Below are 16,688 nucleotides of genomic sequence, written 5' to 3' on the forward strand. Positions count from 1 at the left end.
GTCATCTTTTTCCTTTCGAGCCCGGCCGTTGTGTGCTCCAAGGCTCACCGTTCGGGACCGTCGCCAGTCCTCCTTCTTGACACTGCGTTGACCGCGCGGCTTTGATGCGAAGGGGAGGCGGGTTTCGGAAAATGACGATCAAGGAACGGGAGGATTTCATTGGTGCGCGGCGGAACACTCGGCAAGGAATCGGTACGCATAAGCATTAGAAGCGGCTTTGTTCTTTCTTCCATGTTCGCGGCGGCTCTCGGTGCCGCCATTTTCATGCCGGCAGCCGCCGTCGCCGATGAGAATTATCCTCATAGGGTCATCACGATGGTGGTTCCGTTTCCGGCGGGCGGGACCACGGATATCCTGGCGCGGATCGTCGGCCAATCGCTGGCGAGGCAGCTCGGCCAGAACGTCATCATCGAAAACCGGGCCGGCGCGGGCGGCAACATCGGAAGCGGCCATGCCGCCAATGCCGAACCGGACGGCTACACTCTGCTGATGGGCACCGTCGGGACCCACGCGATCAACGCCAGCCTCTATACGAACATGCCGTTCGACCATGTGGCGGATTTCGCGCCGCTCTCGCGCGTGGCCATGGTGCCGAACCTGGTCGTGGCCAATCCCGAACAGCCGTTTGCGACCGTCGGCGAACTCGTGGAGCATGCCCGGGAGAACCCGGACGATGTGTTCTACGCTTCTTCCGGCAACGGCACGTCGATCCACCTCTCCGCCGAGCTGTTCAAGGCTCAGGCCGGCATCGATATGGAGCACGTCCCCTACAGCGGGAGCGCGCAGGCGCTGACCGGATTGATGGGCAACGAGGTCGCGGTCATGTTCGACAATTTCCCCTCGGCGGTTCAGCATGTCCGAACCGGCGCGCTCGTGCCGCTGGCGGTGACCTCCAATACGAGGAGCGCCGCGCTGCCGGACGTGCCGACGGTCGCCGAAGCCGGTTACCCGGACTACGAAGCGTCGTCGTGGTTCGGCCTGTTCGCGCCCGCGGGCACGCCCGAGCCGATCCTGGAGAAGCTGAACGCGGCGATCGTGCAGACCTTGAACGATCCCGAAATAGAAGCGCAGTTCGAAGAGCAGGGAGCGCTACCGCATCCCGAGACGCCGGAAGAATTCGCGGCCTTCATCGAAAGCGAAACCGCGAAGTGGGGCGAGGTGGTGAAGGCTTCGGGTGCAAGCGTCGATTGAGGCCGCACGCCCGGACGGTCCCGCGGGGCGCGAGCCTTTGCTCTCCTCGCGGCGAAACCGGCACCGCGGGTTCGCCTCAAAGCCGGCCGCTCCCTATATGACAGACAAAACACTTGTCTTTTGCGGCGTCAGTCGTTAATCGCCCGCAATCTGAAGTCCAAACTCATCCACCTCGCCAAAGGGAAGTTACAATGGCCAAGGGTAAATTTGAGCGTACTAAGCCGCATGTGAACATTGGCACGATTGGTCACGTTGACCATGGCAAGACGTCGCTGACGGCGGCGATCACGAAGTATTTCGGCGAGTTCAAGGCGTATGACCAGATTGACGCTGCGCCTGAGGAGAAGGCGCGCGGCATCACGATCTCGACGGCGCATGTCGAGTACGAGACGGAGAACCGTCACTACGCGCATGTGGACTGCCCTGGGCACGCGGACTATGTGAAGAACATGATCACGGGTGCGGCGCAGATGGACGGCGCGATCCTGGTGGTTTCGGCGGCCGACGGCCCGATGCCGCAGACGCGCGAGCACATCCTGCTTGCCCGCCAGGTCGGCGTTCCCGCGATCGTGGTGTTTTTGAACAAGGTCGACCAGGTCGACGACGCGGAGCTTCTGGAGCTCGTCGAGCTCGAGGTTCGCGAGCTTCTGTCGTCCTACGAGTTCCCGGGCGACGACATTCCGATCGTCAAGGGTTCGGCGCTTGCGGCGCTCGAGGATTCCAACAAGGAGATCGGCGAGGACGCGGTGCGCAAGCTGATGGCCGAGGTCGACGCCTACATTCCGACGCCGGAGCGTCCGATCGATCAGCCGTTCCTGATGCCGATCGAGGACGTGTTCTCGATCTCGGGCCGCGGCACGGTGGTGACGGGCCGTGTGGAGCGCGGCATCGTGAAGGTGGGCGAGACGGTGGAGATCGTCGGCATCCGCGACACGACGTCGACGACGGTGACGGGCGTTGAGATGTTCCGCAAGCTTCTGGACCAGGGCCAGGCCGGCGACAACATCGGCGCGCTTCTGCGCGGCGTCGACCGCGAGGGCGTCGAGCGCGGGCAGGTTCTGTGCAAGCCGGGTTCGGTGAAGCCGCACAAGAAGTTCAAGGCGGAGGCCTACATCCTGACGAAGGAGGAGGGCGGACGCCACACGCCGTTCTTCACCAACTACCGTCCGCAGTTCTACTTCCGCACCACCGACGTGACGGGCATCGTGACGCTGCCGGAAGGCACGGAGATGGTGATGCCGGGCGACAACGTGACGGTCGACGTCGAGCTGATCGTGCCGATCGCGATGGAAGAGAAGCTGCGCTTCGCCATCCGCGAAGGCGGCCGCACCGTCGGTGCAGGCATCGTTGCTTCGATCACCGAGTGATCGAAGCCAAACGATCGACGACATGACGACATGATGAGACCGGTGCGGGCCGAAGAGGCTCGCACCGGTTTTCTTTTGCGGCCGGAAGGCCGCCGATGCGTTTCCGGCGAGGTCCATCGATCCGATCGAAGCCGCGCATGGCGGCCCGGTTCAGCGATTCGCGATGCGGCTCCTGCGACGGTTCCGGTCTTGCGGCGACGCGGTTCGGCGTCCTTCCATATTCGGCAACGAGCGAGCTCGGATGCCGCCGCCCTTCTTCGAAGCCGCCGAGAGGTTCCGTGTCGGCTTGCGCCGGCGCCACATGCGAATAAATCGCCGGAAGACGACGAGGCGCGGCGCAAAGCACTTGCGTCCGGTCGGTTTTTTGCCTAGAGGGGCGTCCAGCGAAGGGGTATAGCTCAGTTGGTAGAGCGGCGGTCTCCAAAACCGCAGGTCGGGGGTTCGAGCCCCTCTGCCCCTGCCAGCTTCGTCCGAAGCGGTCGTGAAAGCGCATCAAGACACTTGCATCTCCCGGGAATCGGATTTATGTAAGGGCGACAGACGCGCGGTGCGTGGGGCTGGGAAACTAGCTTTACGCGCCCGAATTGCATGGCTAAAACTCAGCCGGTGATTCGCAGACGTTGGGCGCCGGAAGTTTCCGGCGTGTCCGTGAGGACAGGGAATCTCGCCCATCCGATGGGCCATGAATGAGAGCGGCAAATGGCGGCAAAGACCACGAATCCTTTTGTTTTCCTGCAGCAGGTGCGGGCCGAGACGGCGAAAGTCACCTGGCCGTCGCGTCGCGAGACGGTGATCTCGACGGTCATGGTCCTGGTGTTCGCGTTCCTGGCCTCGATCTTCTTCTTCGCCTCTGGTCAGCTCATGGCGTTCGGCGTCGAGCTGATTCTCGGCATCGGACGATAACAAAGCCGGTCAACGGAGAATTCGCATCATGACTGCTCGGTGGTACATCGTCCACGCCTATTCGAATTTTGAGAAGAAGGTCGCCGAAGACATTGAAAACAAGGCGAAACAGAAGGGCCTGAGCGACAAGATCGAGCAGATTGTCGTTCCGACCGAGAAGGTTGTCGAGATCCGTCGCGGCAAGAAGGTGGATGCCGAGCGCAAGTTCTTCCCCGGCTATGTCCTTCTCAAGGCCGAGCTGACCGATCCGGTCATCAGCCTCGTCAAGAACACGCCGCGCGTGACCGGCTTCCTCGGCGAGGACCGCCATACGGCCAAGCCGATGCACATTTCGGAGAAGGAGGCGCAGCAGATCCTCCATCAGGTCCAGGAAGGCGTCGAGCGGCCGAAGCCCTCCGTCACCTTCGAGGTCGGCGAACAGGTCAGGGTCTCCGACGGCCCCTTCGCCTCCTTCAACGGCTTCGTTCAGGAAGTCGACGAGGAGCGTTCGCGGCTCAAGGTGGAAGTTTCGATCTTCGGGCGCGCGGTGCCTGTCGATCTCGAATTCGGTCAGGTCGAGAAGGGCTGACCGGGAAATCCCGCAAGGTCGAGAAGATCGGGCGGGTCGCGCCGGCTCCGGAGGGTGACGGCGCGTGACTGGTGGAAGGAGAGGCGGCTTAGCCGGCCGTCCGAACTCCGCACCACCGAACTGCAACCGCCGGAAGGCTTCCGGCTTGAAACAGAGGCAGACGAGTAATGGCTAAGAAAGTTGCAGGCCAGCTCAAGCTCCAGGTCCCCGCGGGTTCGGCCACGCCGTCGCCCCCGATCGGTCCTGCGCTTGGTCAGCGCGGCATCAACATCATGGAATTCTGCAAGGCGTTCAACGCCCAGACGCAGGAGATGGAGAAGGGTCAGCCCATCCCCGTCGTGATCACCTACTATCAGGACAAGTCGTTCACCTTCGCGATGAAGACGCCGCCGGTGAGCTATTTCCTGAAGAAGGCGGCCAATCTGAAGTCGGGCTCGAAGGAGCCGGGCAAGTCGACCATCGGCAAGATCAGCCGCGACAAGGTGCGCGAGATCGCCGAAGCGAAGATGAAGGACCTCAACGCGAACGACGTGGAAGCCGCCATGCGCATGGTGGAAGGCTCCGCTCGCTCCATGGGCCTGGAAGTGGTGGGCTGAGACGATGGCGAAGAAGATTGCAAAGCGCGTCACCAAGTCGCGCGAGGGCATCGACCCGAACAAGCACTATGACCTCGGCGAGGCCATCAAGCTCCTGAAGGAGCGCGCGACCGCCAAGTTCGACGAGACCATCGAGGTCGCGATGAATCTCGGCGTCGACCCGCGTCATGCCGACCAGATGGTCCGCGGCGTGGTCAACCTGCCGAACGGCACGGGTCGCAACGTGCGCGTGGCGGTGTTCGCCCGCGACGCCAAGGCCGAAGAGGCCAAGGCCGCGGGTGCCGACATCGTCGGTGCCGAGGACCTGGTGGAGATCGTGCAGAAGGGCGAGATCAATTTCGACCGCTGCATCGCCACGCCGGACATGATGCCGCTCGTCGGCCGCCTCGGCAAGGTGCTCGGCCCGCGCGGCATGATGCCGAACCCGAAGGTCGGCACGGTTACGGCCGACGTCGCCGCCGCCGTCAAGGCGTCCAAGGGCGGTGCGGTCGAGTTCCGCGTCGAGAAGGCGGGCATCGTGCATGCCGGCGTCGGCAAGGCTTCCTTCGACGTCAAGGCGCTCGAGGAGAACGTCAAGGCTTTCGCCGATGCCGTGGTGAAGGCGAAGCCGTCCGGCGCCAAGGGCAACTACGTCAAGCGCGTTGCTCTTTCCTCGACCATGGGTCCGGGCCTCAAGCTCGACCCGGCGACACTTTCGGCTTGATAGCCGCAGGCGGCGCGGGCGCGCCGCTTCAAGAATTCCGGGCCTCGTCCATCGGGGTCCGGATGCCGGAAGGAAACTTCCGGTCATCCTGTCCGAGATTGCAGGCGGCCCCCGGGGAAACCCGACCTTAATTCGAATGGGCCTGCATGAGACGGGTGAGAACGGACAAAGGAGCGAGAGCTCCAGAGGAAGTTCGAACCGTGTTTGCCTTTTGTCGCGCATCGGCCGATGCCGTTGTGGCGAAAGGGGACAGGATCCTCGAGCGTCGTTCGGGCGATCCCTTGCAAGGGTGCCCCCGCACGGCAAAAGGCAATGGATGGCCATCCGCTGCAACGGGATGGTCGTCAACTGGAGATAGGCAGTGGATAGAGCGGAAAAGCGCGAATTCGTCACGGGCCTGAATGAAGTGTTCAATGGCACTGGTTCAGTCGTCGTGGCCCACTATGCCGGGCTTACCGTCGCGAACATGAACGACCTTCGGTCGAAAATGCGCGCAGCGGGCGGCACCGTCAAAGTCGCGAAGAACCGTCTCGCCATCATCGCTCTTCAGGGTACGGAATCCGAAGGGATGAAGGATCTGTTCAAGGGACAGACCCTGATCGCCTATTCGGACGATCCGGTCGCGGCACCGAAGGTCGCTTCCGAGTTCGCCAAGGCGAATGACAAGCTCGTCATTCTCGGCGGCGCAATGGGAGCAACCGCGCTCGACGCCGATGGTGTGAAGGCACTCGCCACCATGCCATCGTTGGACGAGCTTCGCGCCAAGATCGTCGGCATGATTCAGACGCCGGCAACCAGGATCGCCGCAGTCGTCAACGCACCGGCAGGCCAGCTTGCCCGCGTTTTCGGCGCCTATGCCCGGAAGGACGAGGCGGCATGAGGCCGTTCCTCGCTGTCATCAACACTTGTTCGAACTTTTGAAGGAAATGAAAAATGGCTGATCTCGCAAAGATCGTTGAAGACCTGTCGAGCCTGACCGTCCTCGAGGCGGCCGAGCTCTCGAAGCTCCTCGAGGAGAAGTGGGGCGTCTCCGCCGCCGCTCCGGTGGCTGTCGCCGCTGCCGCCGGCGGTGCCGGCGCTGCTGCCGAAGCCGTGGAAGAGAAGACCGAGTTCGACGTCGTCCTGACGGATGCCGGCGCCCAGAAGATCAACGTGATCAAGGAAGTGCGCGCGATCACCGGTCTCGGCCTCAAGGAAGCCAAGGACCTGGTCGAAGGCGCTCCGAAGCCGGTCAAGGAAGGCGTGTCGAAGGACGAAGCCGAGAAGATCAAGGCTCAGCTCGAAGGCGCTGGTGCCAAGGTCGACCTGAAGTAACGACCGTGGAACGCGGCGGGCGGGCAATCCGTCCGCCGCTCCCGCGGGCGTAGAACTGAATGAGCAAAACCTCTTTCCTGTGGGCCGAAAGCGGCTCTCAGGAAACGGGTTTTTACCCGTTTTTGATGGACCGCGCGGCATGCGCGGTTGGTAGTTTGGCACGAAGCCAAAAGGCAGCAAGGAGCGACGATGGCCCAGACCCACACGTTCAATGGTCGCAGGCGCGTACGCAAGTTCTTCGGAAAAATTCCGGAAGTTGCGGAGATGCCGAACCTCATCGAGGTTCAGAAAGCATCCTATGATCAGTTCCTGATGGTGGACGAGCCCAAGGGCGGGCGTCCGGATGAGGGACTTCAGGCGGTTTTCAAGTCGGTGTTTCCTATCCAGGATTTCGCCGGCACCTCGATGCTCGAATTCGTCAAGTACGAGTTCGAGGCGCCCAAGTTCGACGTGGACGAATGCCGGCAGCGCGATCTCACTTTCGCCGCGCCGCTCAAGGTGACGCTGCGCCTGATCGTGTTCGATGTCGATGAGGACACCGGCTCCAAGTCGATCAAGGACATCAAGGAGCAGGACGTCTACATGGGCGACATGCCGCTCATGACGTCGAACGGCACCTTCATCATCAACGGCACCGAGCGCGTCATCGTCTCGCAGATGCACCGTTCGCCGGGCGTCTTCTTCGACCATGACAAGGGCAAGTCGCACTCGTCGGGCAAGCTGCTCTTCGCCGCGCGCGTCATCCCGTACCGCGGTTCCTGGCTCGACATCGAGTTCGATTCCAAGGACATCGTGCACGCCCGCATCGACCGCCGCCGCAAGATCCCGGCGACGTCGCTGCTGATGGCGCTCGGCATGGATGCCGAGGAAATCCTGTCGACCTTCTACAACACGCTTACCTTCAAGCGTGCGAAGGATCACTGGCGCATTCCGTTCACTGCGGACCGCTTCCGCGGCCTCAAGGCCGTGACCGACCTGGTCGATGCCGACACCGGCGAGATCGTCGTCGAGGCCGGCCGCAAGATCACCGCGCGGCAGGCCAAGCAGCTTGCCGAGAAGGTCAAGGCGATCAAGGCGACCGAAGACGACCTCTACGGCAGCTATCTGGCGGAGGACGTCGTCAACTACGCGACCGGCGAGATCTATCTCGAGGCCGGCGACGAGATCGACGAGAAGACGCTGAAGGTGCTGCTCGACGCGGGCGAGGACGAGATCAGGGTTCTCGACATCGACCACGTCAATGTGGGCGGCTACATCCGCAACACGCTTGCAGCCGACAAGAACGAGAGCCGTCAGGACGCGCTCTTCGACATCTACCGCGTGATGCGCCCGGGCGAGCCCCCGACGCTCGAAACCGCCGAGGCGATGTTCAATTCGCTGTTCTTCGACGCCGAGCGCTACGACCTTTCGGCCGTCGGTCGCGTCAAGATGAACATGCGTCTCGAGCTCGACGCCGAGGACACCGTGCGCGTGCTGCGCAAGGACGACATCCTCGCCGTGGTCAAGACGCTGGTCGAATTGCGCGACGGCAAGGGCGAGATCGACGACATCGACAATCTCGGCAACCGCCGCGTCCGCTCGGTCGGCGAGCTGATGGAGAACCAGTACCGCGTCGGCCTGCTCCGCATGGAGCGTGCGATCAAGGAACGCATGTCCTCGATCGAGATCGACACGGTCATGCCGCAGGACCTGATCAACGCCAAGCCGGCGGCCGCCGCCGTGCGCGAGTTCTTCGGTTCCTCGCAGCTCTCGCAGTTCATGGACCAGACCAACCCGCTCTCCGAGATCACGCACAAGCGTCGTCTCTCGGCGCTCGGACCTGGCGGCCTGACCCGCGAGCGCGCCGGCTTCGAGGTGCGCGACGTGCACCCGACGCATTACGGCCGCATCTGCCCGATCGAGACGCCGGAAGGCCCGAACATCGGTCTTATCAACAGCTTGGCCACCTTTGCTCGCGTGAACAAATACGGCTTCATCGAGACGCCGTACCGCAAGATCATCGACGGCAAGGTGAGCGAAGAGGTCATCTATCTGTCGGCGATGGAGGAGGCCAAGCACTATGTCGCGCAGGCCAATGCCGAGCTCGACAAGACCGGCGCCTTCATCGAGGAGTTCGTCATCTGCCGCCATGCCGGCGAAGTGATGATGGCACCGCGCGAGAATGTCGACCTGATGGACGTTTCGCCCAAGCAGCTCGTTTCGGTCGCCGCGGCGCTCATCCCGTTCCTCGAGAACGACGACGCCAACCGCGCCCTGATGGGCTCGAACATGCAGCGTCAGGCCGTGCCGCTGGTGCGCGCCGAGGCTCCGTTCGTCGGCACCGGCATGGAGCCGGTGGTGGCCCGTGACTCCGGCGCCGCGATCGCGGCCCGCCGCGGCGGCATCGTCGACCAGGTGGACGCGACGCGTATCGTCATCCGCGCGACGGAAGATCTCGATCCCGGCAAGTCGGGCGTCGACATCTATCGCCTGATGAAGTTCCAGCGCTCGAACCAGAACACCTGCATCAACCAGCGTCCGCTGGTGCGGATGGGCGACCGGATCGAGAAGGGCGACATCATCGCGGACGGTCCGTCGACCGATCTCGGCGATCTGGCCCTCGGCCGCAACGTGCTCGTCGCGTTCATGCCGTGGAACGGCTACAATTACGAGGATTCGATCCTCCTTTCCGAGCGCATCGTCGCCGACGACGTCTTCACCTCGATCCACATCGAGGAGTTCGAGGTCATGGCACGTGACACCAAGCTCGGACCGGAAGAGATCACGCGCGACATTCCGAACGTTTCGGAAGAGGCGCTGAAGAACCTCGACGAGGCCGGCATCGTCTATATCGGCGCGGAAGTGCAGCCGGGCGACATCCTGGTCGGCAAGATCACGCCGAAGGGCGAAAGCCCGATGACGCCGGAAGAGAAGCTTCTGCGCGCGATCTTCGGCGAGAAGGCCTCGGACGTCCGCGACACCTCCATGCGCATGCCGCCCGGCACGTATGGAACGGTCGTGGAGGTGCGCGTCTTCAATCGCCACGGCGTGGAGAAGGACGAGCGCGCGATGGCGATCGAGCGCGAGGAGATCGAGCGTCTCGCGAAGGACCGCGACGACGAGCAGGCGATCCTCGACCGCAACGTCTATAGCCGACTGGCCGACATGCTGATCGGCAAGGAAGCGATCGCCGGCCCGAAGGGCTTCAAGAAGGGCACCGCGCTCGCCCGCGAGACGCTGGACGACCATCCGCGCTCGCAGTGGTGGCAGTTCGCCGTCGAGGACGAGAAGGTCCAGGGCGAGCTCGAGGCGCTTCGCGGCCAGTACGACGAATCCAAGAAGGCGCTGGAGCAGCGCTTCATGGACAAGGTCGAGAAAGTGCAGCGCGGCGACGAGATGCCCCCCGGCGTCATGAAGATGGTCAAGGTCTTCGTCGCGGTGAAGCGCAAGATGCAGCCCGGCGACAAGATGGCCGGCCGTCACGGCAACAAGGGCGTGGTCTCGCGCATCGTTCCGATCGAGGACATGCCGTTCCTCGATGACGGCACGCATGCCGACATCGTGCTCAACCCGTTGGGCGTGCCGTCGCGCATGAATGTCGGTCAGATCCTGGAGACGCATCTCGGCTGGGCGTGCGCGGGCATGGGCAGGAAGATCGGCGAGCTGATCGAGGCCTACAAGGCCGGCGGCGACATCGAGCCGCTGCGCGAGACGATCGCAAGCATCATCCCGCCCAACGACCGCAACGAGCCGGTTCGCGACTACGACAACGACTCCATCGTTCGCCTCGGCGAGCAGATGAAGCGCGGCGTCTCGATCGCGACCCCGGTGTTCGACGGAGCCAACGAGGCCAACATCAACGAGATGCTGGAGCAGGCGGGTCTGCACACCAGCGGCCAGTCGCAGCTCTACGACGGCCGCACGGGCGAGCCGTTCGACCGCAAGGTGACGATGGGCTACATCTACATGCTCAAGCTGCACCACCTGGTCGACGACAAGATCCATGCCCGTTCGATCGGCCCGTACTCGCTCGTCACCCAGCAGCCGCTGGGCGGCAAGGCGCAGTTCGGCGGCCAGCGTTTCGGCGAGATGGAGGTCTGGGCGCTCGAGGCCTACGGCGCGGCATACACGCTGCAGGAGATGCTGACGGTGAAGTCGGACGACGTCGCCGGCCGTACCAAGGTCTACGAGGCGATCGTGCGCGGCGACGACACGTTCGAAGCCGGCATCCCGGAGAGCTTCAACGTTCTCGTCAAGGAAATGCGCTCGCTGGGCCTCAATGTCGAACTCGAGAATTCGAAGATCGACGAGACGCCGACGCGCCTTCCGGACGCGGCCGAGTAAGACCAGCGGCGTCGCGGGGCAGGGGCTCCGCGACGCGACCGCCCGGCGGGGCGGAAGGATCGCAGCGGCGATCCGCACAAGACAAAACGGTGTCGATGCGGCGATGGCCGGCACCGATGTTCCAGGCAAGGGGTCTGCGACCCCGATAAGGAGAACGGCATGAACCAAGAGGTCATGAATCTTTTCAATCCTCAGGCGCCGGCACAGACCTTCGATTCCATCCGGATCTCGCTCGCCAGCCCGGACAAGATCCTTTCTTGGTCCTACGGCGAGATCAAGAAGCCGGAGACGATCAACTACCGCACGTTCAAGCCCGAGCGCGACGGTCTGTTCTGCGCGCGCATCTTCGGCCCGATCAAGGACTACGAGTGCCTGTGCGGCAAGTACAAGCGCATGAAGTACAAGGGCGTCATCTGCGAGAAGTGCGGCGTCGAGGTCACGCTGTCGCGCGTGCGTCGCGAGCGCATGGGCCATATCGAGCTCGCGGCCCCCGTCGCCCACATCTGGTTCCTGAAGTCGCTGCCCTCGCGCATCGGCACGCTGCTCGACATGACGCTCAAGGACATCGAGCGCGTTCTCTATTTCGAGAACTACATCGTGACCGAGCCCGGCCTGACGGCGCTCAAGGAGAACCAGCTTCTTTCCGAAGAAGAGTACATGATCGCCGTCGACGAGTATGGCGAGGATTCCTTCACCGCCATGATCGGCGCGGAGGCCATCCACGAATTGCTCGGCTCGATGGATCTGGAGAAGATCGCGGGCGAGCTGCGTTCGGACCTCGCCTCCACCACCTCCGAGCTGAAGCAGAAGAAGCTTCTGAAGCGTCTCAAGGTGGTCGAGAACTTCATGGAATCCGGCAATCGTCCGGAATGGATGATCATGAAGATCATCCCGGTGATCCCGCCGGACCTGCGTCCGCTGGTGCCGCTGGACGGCGGCCGGTTCGCGACGTCGGACCTGAACGATCTCTATCGCCGCGTGATCAACCGTAACAACCGTCTGAAGCGGCTGATCGAGCTGCGCGCGCCGGGCATCATCATCCGCAACGAGAAGCGCATGCTTCAGGAAGCGGTCGACGCGCTGTTCGACAACGGCCGCCGCGGCCGCGTCATCACGGGTGCGAACAAGCGCCCGCTGAAGTCGCTCTCCGACATGCTCAAGGGCAAGCAGGGCCGCTTCCGCCAGAACCTGCTCGGCAAGCGCGTCGACTATTCCGGCCGCTCGGTCATCGTGACCGGCCCGGAACTGAAGCTGCATCAGTGCGGCCTGCCGAAGAAGATGGCGCTTGAGCTGTTCAAGCCGTTCATCTATGCGCGCCTCGACGCCAAGGGCTATTCGTCCACCGTCAAGCAGGCGAAGAAGCTGGTCGAGAAGGAGAAGCCGGAAGTCTGGGATATCCTCGACGAGGTCATCCGCGAGCATCCGGTGCTGCTCAACCGCGCGCCGACGCTGCACCGCCTCGGCATCCAGGCGTTCGAGCCGATCCTGATCGAGGGCAAGGCGATCCAGCTTCACCCGCTGGTCTGCACGGCGTTCAACGCCGACTTCGACGGCGACCAGATGGCGGTCCACGTGCCGCTGTCGCTCGAAGCGCAGCTCGAAGCCCGCGTGCTGATGATGTCGACCAACAACATCCTGCACCCGGCCTCAGGCGCGCCGATCATCGTGCCGTCGCAGGACATGGTTCTGGGCCTCTACTATCTCTCGATCGTCAACCAGAACGAGCCGGGAGAGGGCATGGCCTTCGCCGACATGGGCGAGCTGCACCATGCGCTGGAGACCAAGGCGGTCACGCTGCACACCAAGATCAAGGGCCGCTTCAAGACCGTGGACGCGGACGGCAACCCCGTCTCCAAGATCTACGACACGACGCCCGGCCGCATGATCATCGGCGAGCTTCTGCCGAAGAACGTCAACGTGCCGTTCGAGACCGCCAACCAGGAGATGACCAAGAAGAACATCTCCAAGATGATCGACACCGTCTACCGCCACTGCGGCCAGAAGGAGACGGTCATCTTCTGCGACCGCATCATGCAGCTCGGCTTCAGCCATGCCTGCCGCGCCGGCATTTCGTTCGGCAAGGACGACATGGTCATTCCGGACACCAAGGTGAACCTGGTCGCCGAGACCGAGGCGCTCGCGAAGGAATACGAGCAGCAGTACAATGACGGCCTGATCACCCAGGGCGAGAAGTACAACAAGGTGGTCGATGCCTGGGCGAAGTGCTCGGAGAAGGTCGCCGACGAGATGATGGGCCGCATCAAGGCGGTCGAGTTCGACGACAACGGCCGTCAGAAGCCGATGAATTCGATCTACATGATGTCGCACTCCGGCGCCCGCGGTTCTCCGACCCAGATGCGCCAGCTTGCCGGCATGCGCGGCCTGATGGCCAAGCCTTCCGGCGAGATCATCGAGACGCCGATCATTTCCAACTTCAAGGAGGGCCTGACCGTTCTCGAATACTTCAACTCGACCCACGGCGCCCGCAAGGGCCTCGCGGACACCGCGTTGAAGACCGCGAATTCGGGCTATCTGACGCGCCGTCTCGTCGACGTCGCCCAGGACTGCATCGTCAACGCGACCGACTGCGGCACCGAGAAGGGCCTGACCATGCAGGCGATCATCGACGCCGGCCAGGTCGTGGCTTCGCTCGGCCAGCGCATTCTCGGCCGCACGGCACTCGACGACATCGAGCATCCGACCACGGGCGACGTGCTCGTCAAGGCCGGCACGCTCATCGACGAGCGCGACGTGGACGTGATCGAGAAGGCCGGCATCCAGTCGGTGCGCATCCGTTCGGCGCTGACCTGCGAGGTCAGGACCGGCGTCTGCGCGGTCTGCTACGGTCGCGACCTCGCCCGCGGAACGCCCGTCAACCAGGGCGAAGCGGTCGGCGTCATCGCCGCGCAGTCGATCGGCGAGCCGGGAACCCAGCTCACCATGCGCACCTTCCACATGGGCGGCACGGCGCAGGTCGTCGACTCGTCCTTCCTGGAAGCTTCCTACGAGGGCAAGGTCGCGATCCGCAACCGCAACGTGGTCCGCAACTCCGACGGCCACCTCGTGGTGATGGGCCGCAACATGGCGATCCTCATCCTCGACGAGGCGGGCAAGGAAAGGGCGGTTCACCGCGTCACCTACGGCTCGCGCATCTTCGTGGACGAGGGCGACACGGTGAAGCGCGGCCAGCGCGTCGCCGAGTGGGACCCGTACACCCGTCCGATCCTGACGGAAGTCGGCGGCAAGGTGACGTTCGAGGATCTGGTCGACGGCGTCTCCGTGCAGGAGACCACCGACGAGTCGACCGGCATCACCAAGCGCGAGGTCATCGACTGGCGGTCCACGCCGCGCGGTTCCGACCTCAAGCCGGCGATCACCATCCTCGACGACAAGGGCAAGGTGCTGAAGCTCTCCAAGGGCGGCGACGCGCGCTTCATGCTTTCGGTCGAGGCGATCCTCTCGGTCGAGCCGGGCGCAACCGTCCAGCCGGGCGACGTGGTGGCACGCGTGCCGATGGAAAGCGCGAAGACGAAGGACATCACCGGCGGTCTGCCGCGTGTGGCCGAGCTCTTCGAGGCGCGTCGTCCGAAGGACCACGCCATCATCGCCGAGATCGAGGGCACCGTGCGGTTCGGACGCGACTACAAGAACAAGCGTCGCATCATCATCGAGCCGCATGATTCCACGCTCGAGCCGGTCGAGTACCTCATCCCGAAGGGCAAGCCGTTCCATCTCCAGGAAGGCGACACCATCGAGAAGGGCGACTACATCCTCGACGGCAACCCGGCACCGCACGACATCCTGGCGATCAAGGGCGTGGAGGCGCTTGCGTCCTACCTCGTCAACGAGATCCAGGAAGTCTACCGGTTGCAGGGCGTGCTTATCAACGACAAGCACATCGAGGTGATCGTCCGTCAGATGCTCCAGAAGGTCGAAATCACCGTTCAGGGCGACTCGACCTACATTCCGGGCGACCATGTGGACGTGATCGAGTTCGACGAGATCAACGACCGCCTGGTCGAGGAGGGCAAGAAGCCCGCGGAAGGCCAGCCGGTGCTGCTCGGCATCACCAAGGCCTCGCTGCAGACGCCGTCCTTCATCTCCGCCGCCTCCTTCCAGGAGACGACGCGCGTGCTGACCGAGGCGGCCGTTGCCGGCAAGACCGACACGCTGCAGGGTCTCAAGGAGAACGTCATCGTCGGCCGTCTCATCCCGGCCGGAACCGGCGGTCAGATGAACCAGATCCGCCGCATCGCGACGTCGCGCGACGAGCTCATTCTCGACGAGCGCCGGAAGTCCTCCGGCGCCGAGATGGCCGATCCGATGCTGACCGACATGACGAACGCCGCCGAGTAAGGCACGTCGTCAGCGACCGAAAACGAGACCGCCGGGCATGCCCGGCGGTCTTTTTCTTTTTACGGGCCGGGTGACGGCGCGAAATTGTCCGATAGTATGGGAAGGCGAGGCTGCGGGGGTAGAAGGGGACGACTTGATACAGGAGCATTCCCGCGGGGATGCCTGAAGGCGGCGGCATCCTTTTGGGGGGAGGGAAGACGCTATGAACGTACTGGACGAAGACAGGCTGGGCACCGTCGCCTCCGAGCTCGGCGAGAGGATAGCACTGGCAAGCTGCGGCGAGACGTCCTGGCTCGATGTCGGCCTCTCGCTCCAGAATGTCCTGCCGGGGTCGGCCGCGGCGATCGTCGACTACGACGTTTCGGCCCACACGGTTCGATCGAGCTTCGCGCCGGGAATAGAGCCGGAGTTCTTCCGCTCCTACAGCACCTACTACTCGTCGATAAACCCCTGGATCGGCTTTTGGATCAGGCAGCCGGCCTGCCGCGTCCTGTTGTCGGAGGAGACCTATCCGACGCGGCTGCTCGAGAAGACCGAGTTCTACGCGGATTGGCTGCGCCCGCAGGCCCACATGCATGCGGCGGCGGGAATGCGCGTCGACGGCGGCCCGAACGACCTCGTCCATCTCACCTGGCACTATCCGATCGCCTATGCCCCGGAATACGACCGTGTGGCCGCCGCCGTGCTGACACGGCTCAGCGGGCGGCTCGCGAGCGCCGCCGAATTCGCCGTGGCGATGCGCGAGGGCGTCGAGCAGGGGTTGAGGCAGGGGGCGTTGGTGGAAAGGGTCGGCGAGATCGCGATCGTCGTCGACGGCCGCAGCCGCCTGCTCGAAGCCAATGACCGGGCCGTCGCGGCTCTGTCGAAAGGCGAGCCGATAGCCAGCGCCGGCGGGCTTCTGGCGCTGCGGCATCCGCAGGCGCATCGCTGGCTCATCGAAACCATCGCGCGCCTCGCCGCAGGCGAGTTCCTGGAATCCCAGTCGATGGTCTTCGTCGACGGCGAAGCCGTCTACCGCGCCTCGGTGGCGATCGTGCCGCGCATGGGTGAGCGCCACAGAATGCTCATCCCGACACAGGACCTGCTGCTGGTGACGGTGAAGCGCCTCTCCGGCGCGACACTGCGGCTGGACGACGTCGCGTTGCGCATCTCGTTCGGGCTGTCGCTCGCCGAGGTCAGGTTGTGCGAGGCGCTGATGTCGGGGCTGTCGCTACAGGAGGCGGCGATCCGGTCCGGCGTTTCGGTCGGCACGCTGCGCCAACGGGCCAAGGCGGTGTTCAGGAAAACCCGGACCCACCGGCAGGGCGAACTGATCGCTCTTCTGGCGCAGTTCGGGGGGCGAAGCTAGCCGGCTTGCGAAAAAGAGA

Annotated in this window: 11 protein-coding genes and 1 tRNA gene; all 12 read left to right on the forward strand. The window is 63.8% G+C overall.

Going from position 1 to position 16,688, the window contains the following annotated elements:
• Nucleotides 1-264 precede the first annotated feature (264 nt).
• The 12 genes from XW59_RS09945 to XW59_RS10000 all read left to right on the forward strand — a co-directional run bounded on the left by XW59_RS09945 (nucleotide 265) and on the right by XW59_RS10000 (nucleotide 16,669).
• Nucleotides 265-1,191, forward strand: coding sequence for a tripartite tricarboxylate transporter substrate binding protein (locus XW59_RS09945; protein WP_206077699.1), 927 nt, complete (start codon nucleotides 265-267; stop codon nucleotides 1,189-1,191).
• Nucleotides 1,192-1,382: 191 nt separating this feature from the next.
• On the forward strand, nucleotides 1,383-2,558 hold the full coding sequence (tuf, locus tag XW59_RS09950; protein ID WP_047144787.1) for an elongation factor Tu: 1,176 nt from the start codon (nucleotides 1,383-1,385) through the stop codon (nucleotides 2,556-2,558).
• Between the two features lie 387 nt (nucleotides 2,559-2,945).
• Nucleotides 2,946-3,021: transfer RNA gene (locus XW59_RS09955), tRNA-Trp, on the forward strand.
• Between the two features lie 236 nt (nucleotides 3,022-3,257).
• Nucleotides 3,258-3,461 carry a preprotein translocase subunit SecE gene (gene secE / locus XW59_RS09960; RefSeq protein ID WP_047144789.1) on the forward strand — a complete coding sequence of 68 codons (204 nt, stop codon included), beginning with the start codon at nucleotides 3,258-3,260 and terminating at the stop codon, nucleotides 3,459-3,461.
• Nucleotides 3,462-3,489: 28 nt separating this feature from the next.
• A complete protein-coding gene (gene nusG, locus XW59_RS09965) occupies nucleotides 3,490-4,029 on the forward strand; it encodes a transcription termination/antitermination protein NusG (RefSeq protein WP_047144790.1) in 540 nt (179 codons plus the stop codon).
• A gap of 167 nt (nucleotides 4,030-4,196) precedes the next feature.
• Nucleotides 4,197-4,625 (forward strand): 50S ribosomal protein L11, encoded by a 429-nt coding sequence (gene rplK / locus XW59_RS09970; RefSeq protein WP_047144791.1) that lies wholly within the window; start codon nucleotides 4,197-4,199, stop codon nucleotides 4,623-4,625.
• A gap of 4 nt (nucleotides 4,626-4,629) precedes the next feature.
• Nucleotides 4,630-5,328, forward strand: coding sequence for a 50S ribosomal protein L1 (rplA, locus tag XW59_RS09975; protein ID WP_047144792.1), 699 nt, complete (start codon nucleotides 4,630-4,632; stop codon nucleotides 5,326-5,328).
• 361 nt (nucleotides 5,329-5,689) lie between these two features.
• Complete coding sequence (rplJ, locus tag XW59_RS09980) at nucleotides 5,690-6,208, forward strand: 50S ribosomal protein L10 (RefSeq protein ID WP_047144793.1); 519 nt, start codon at nucleotides 5,690-5,692, stop codon at nucleotides 6,206-6,208.
• Nucleotides 6,209-6,261: 53 nt separating this feature from the next.
• Complete coding sequence (gene rplL, locus XW59_RS09985; protein WP_047144794.1) at nucleotides 6,262-6,642, forward strand: 50S ribosomal protein L7/L12; 381 nt, start codon at nucleotides 6,262-6,264, stop codon at nucleotides 6,640-6,642.
• 189 nt (nucleotides 6,643-6,831) lie between these two features.
• Complete coding sequence (gene rpoB, locus XW59_RS09990; protein WP_047144795.1) at nucleotides 6,832-10,965, forward strand: DNA-directed RNA polymerase subunit beta; 4,134 nt, start codon at nucleotides 6,832-6,834, stop codon at nucleotides 10,963-10,965.
• A 159-nt stretch (nucleotides 10,966-11,124) separates the two neighbouring features.
• Nucleotides 11,125-15,321, forward strand: a complete 4,197-nt coding sequence (gene rpoC / locus XW59_RS09995; RefSeq protein ID WP_047144796.1) for a DNA-directed RNA polymerase subunit beta' — start codon at nucleotides 11,125-11,127, stop codon at nucleotides 15,319-15,321.
• Nucleotides 15,322-15,523: 202 nt separating this feature from the next.
• Nucleotides 15,524-16,669: a helix-turn-helix transcriptional regulator gene (locus tag XW59_RS10000; protein WP_047144797.1), complete on the forward strand. Its 1,146-nt coding sequence runs from the start codon at nucleotides 15,524-15,526 to the stop codon at nucleotides 16,667-16,669.
• The last annotated feature ends 19 nt before the right edge of the window (nucleotides 16,670-16,688 follow it).

The sequence above is a fragment of the Aquamicrobium sp. LC103 genome, from assembly GCF_001014615.2.
In the GTDB taxonomy this organism is placed as follows: Bacteria; Pseudomonadota; Alphaproteobacteria; order Rhizobiales; family Rhizobiaceae; genus LBCQ02.

Coding starts and splice junctions, on each gene's coding strand:
- XW59_RS09945 (WP_206077699.1), top strand. CDS start 265: ATGCCGGCAGCCGCCGTCGCCGATGAGAATTATCCTCATAGGGTCATC.
- tuf (WP_047144787.1), top strand. CDS start 1,383: ATGGCCAAGGGTAAATTTGAGCGTACTAAGCCGCATGTGAACATTGGC.
- secE (WP_047144789.1), top strand. CDS start 3,258: ATGGCGGCAAAGACCACGAATCCTTTTGTTTTCCTGCAGCAGGTGCGG.
- nusG (WP_047144790.1), top strand. CDS start 3,490: ATGACTGCTCGGTGGTACATCGTCCACGCCTATTCGAATTTTGAGAAG.
- rplK (WP_047144791.1), top strand. CDS start 4,197: ATGGCTAAGAAAGTTGCAGGCCAGCTCAAGCTCCAGGTCCCCGCGGGT.
- rplA (WP_047144792.1), top strand. CDS start 4,630: ATGGCGAAGAAGATTGCAAAGCGCGTCACCAAGTCGCGCGAGGGCATC.
- rplL (WP_047144794.1), top strand. CDS start 6,262: ATGGCTGATCTCGCAAAGATCGTTGAAGACCTGTCGAGCCTGACCGTC.
- rpoB (WP_047144795.1), top strand. CDS start 6,832: ATGGCCCAGACCCACACGTTCAATGGTCGCAGGCGCGTACGCAAGTTC.
- rpoC (WP_047144796.1), top strand. CDS start 11,125: ATGAACCAAGAGGTCATGAATCTTTTCAATCCTCAGGCGCCGGCACAG.
- XW59_RS10000 (WP_047144797.1), top strand. CDS start 15,524: ATGAACGTACTGGACGAAGACAGGCTGGGCACCGTCGCCTCCGAGCTC.